1 protein-coding gene is annotated in these 2,874 nt (G+C 70.4%); it reads left to right on the forward strand.

All coding sequences use genetic code 11. The annotated features are described in order from the left end of the window. A partial coding sequence (locus MXD61_RS05490) for an SDR family NAD(P)-dependent oxidoreductase (protein ID WP_248811757.1) occupies nt 1-2,874 on the forward strand: 2,874 nt, incomplete at both ends.

Genomic DNA, 2,874 nt, shown 5'->3' on the forward strand with positions numbered 1-2,874 from the left:
GTCCAGGACGGCGTCGCTGACCTCGGGGCCTGGCCGCCACCGGGCGCCGAACCGGTGCCCTTGGACGGCTTCTACGAACGCCTCGCCGACCTCGGCTACGCCTATGGGCCCGCGTTCCAGGGCCTGACCGCGGTCTGGACCCGGGAAGGGGAGATGCTCGGCGAGGTCGCCCTCCCCGAGAGCGCCGACGCGGCCGGGTACGGAATCCACCCGGCTCTCCTGGACGCCGCCCTGCACGTCTCCATGGCCGCGACACCCCTGGGCGACACCGACAGCGTGCAGATGCCGTTCGCGTGGAACCGTGTCACTCTCCACGCCACCGCCGCCACCGCGCTTCGGGTCTGCGCCACCCCCGGCCCTGATGGCTTGAAGGTGAACCTCGCCGACACCGCCGGCGAGCCGGTCCTGACCATGGAAGCCCTCGCCTCACGACCTTTCACCGCCACCGATCTCAACGCTCCCGCCGCCCATGGCGCGTTGTTCGCGGTCGAATGGTCCCCTCTCTCCGTCCTGGCCGACAGCGCCTCTACGGCTCCCGGCACCGAGCCGGCGAAGGGGACGAGCAGCGCCGCGATCGCGGATGTGGCGGGTCTGGAGTCCTTGGTCGAGGACGTGCCGGAGTGGCTGGTCTTGAACGCGGACCTGCTCGTTTCCTGTGGCGTCGACCGGTGCTCCGATGCCGCCGGTTCTGAGTCGGGTGAGTTGGTGCGGGTGCGTGGGGTGTTGGCGCGGGTGTTGGAGGTGTTGCAGGCGTTCACGTCCGGGTCGGTTTTTGCTGGGGCTCGGTTGGCAGTGGTGGTTCGGGGTGTGGGTGGTGACCCGGTCGCGGCTGCGGTCGCCGGACTGGTGCGTTCGGCCCAAGCGGAGAACTCCGGTCGGATCCTGCTGGTGGATCTCGGCCCTGGGACCGCGGAGCTTCCGGATCTCGCGGGTCTGCTGGAGCAGGCCGCCGCTGATGGGGAGTGGGAGATTCGGCTGGGGGACGGGCTGGTCGAGGTGCCACGGCTCGTCCGAGTCGTTGAAGAGGATGCGGCCGGGGGTGTGGGTGCCGGTTGCGTGGTGGTGACCGGTGGGACTGGGACGTGGAGTGACCTCGTAGCCCGGCATCTGGTCGCCGCGCACGGGGTCCGGAATCTGGTTCTGGCTTCGTCGCTGGGCCCTGCCGAACCGGGGGCCGAACAGCTCCAGGCGGACCTGGAGACCGCTGGCGCCCAGGCGCGGATCGTGGCCTGTGATGTCGCAGATCGTGATCAGGTCGAGGCGTTGCTCGCTGGAGCATCGGCGCCGCTCAGCGCGGTGATTCACACCGCTGAGGTCCTGGACGACGCGGTTCTGGGCGGCCTGACTCCGGAGCGGTTGGACACGGTGCTGCGTCCGAAGGCGGATGCGGCTATGCATCTGGATGAGTTGACGCGCGGGTTGGGGTTGGCCGCGTTCGTGGTGTTCTCATCCGCCACAGGGGTGATGGGCGGGCCAGGGCAGGGGAACTACGCGGCGGCGAACGGCTACCTCGACGCGCTCGCCACCCGGCGCCGCGCTACCGGCGAGGCCGCCGTGTCCCTGGCCTGGGGCCACGATGTCCCGAACATGACGACCCTGCTCGACGCGGCGCTCGCGGTGGACCGTCCGGTGCTGGTCCCGATGGTGCTGGATCTGACGGCGCTCCGCCGCCACGACGGGCAGGTGCCGGGACCGCTGCGCCTGCTGGCCGGTCCGCAACGCCGCGCCGCCGAGGCCGCGAACGGCCTGTCGGCGAAGCTGGCCGCGATGACACCGGAGGACCGGGAGCGGTATGTGTCCGAGCTGGTCCGCGCCGAAGCGGCCGCCGTTCTCGGCGCCGCGGACCAGGATCTGGTGCGGGCCGACCAGACCTTCGGTAACGCGGGATTCACCTCACTGGCCGCGGTCGAGTTCCGGAACCGGCTGATGGCACTGACCGGGACGAAGCTACCGGCGACCTTGGTGTTCGACTATCCGACCCCGTCGGCGCTGGCCGACTTCCTGAGCGCGCAGCTGGCGGGCACCGTCGCCGTATCCGCGCCCGTCGCGGCACCGGGCCACGTGAACGAACCGGTGGCGGTCGTGGGTGTGGGGTTGCGGCTGCCCGGTGGTGTGGACAGTCCGGCGGCGTTGTGGGAGCTGTTGTCCTCGGGCACGGATGCGGTGGGGGAGTTCCCCACCGACCGGGGTTGGGATCTGGAGGGCTTGTTCGGCTCGGATTCTGATGCCGCAGGGAAGTCGTCTGTCCGTGTCGGTGGCTTCCTGGCCGATGCGGCGGGCTTTGACGCCGGGTTCTTCGGGATCAGTCCGCGTGAGGCGTTGGCGATGGATCCGCAGCAGCGGTTGCTGCTGGAGACCTCGTGGGAGGCGCTGGAGCGGGCCGGGATCGACCCGTCCTCGCTGCACGGCCGTGACGTCGGGGTCTACACCGGCATCATCGAGAACGACTTCCAGGCGGCGGCCGGCGCGGCCCGGGACGTGGAGGGATACCGAGCCACCGGCGGCGCGCACAGTGTGGCGTCGGGGCGTATCTCCTATGTGCTGGGCCTGGAAGGTCCGGCCGTCAGCGTCGACACGGCGTGTTCGTCGTCGCTGGTGGCGTTGCATCTGGCGGCTCAGGCGTTGCGTGCGGGTGAGTGCTCGATGGCCCTGGCTGGCGGCGTGACCGTGATGGCGGGCCCGGCGACCTTCGTGGAGTTCTCCCGGCTCGGAAACATGGCCCTCAACGGCCGTTGCAAGGCCTTCTCAGATGAGGCGGACGGCATGGGCCTGGCTGAGGGCGCCGGAATGCTCGTGTTGGAGCGTCTGTCGGATGCGCGGCGGCTTGGGCATGAGGTCCTGGCCGTGGTCCGGGGCAGTGCGGTGAATCAGGAT

This window comes from Frankia sp. AgPm24 (genome assembly GCF_023243055.1).
In the GTDB taxonomy this organism is placed as follows: domain Bacteria; phylum Actinomycetota; class Actinomycetes; order Frankiales; family Frankiaceae; genus Frankia; species Frankia umida.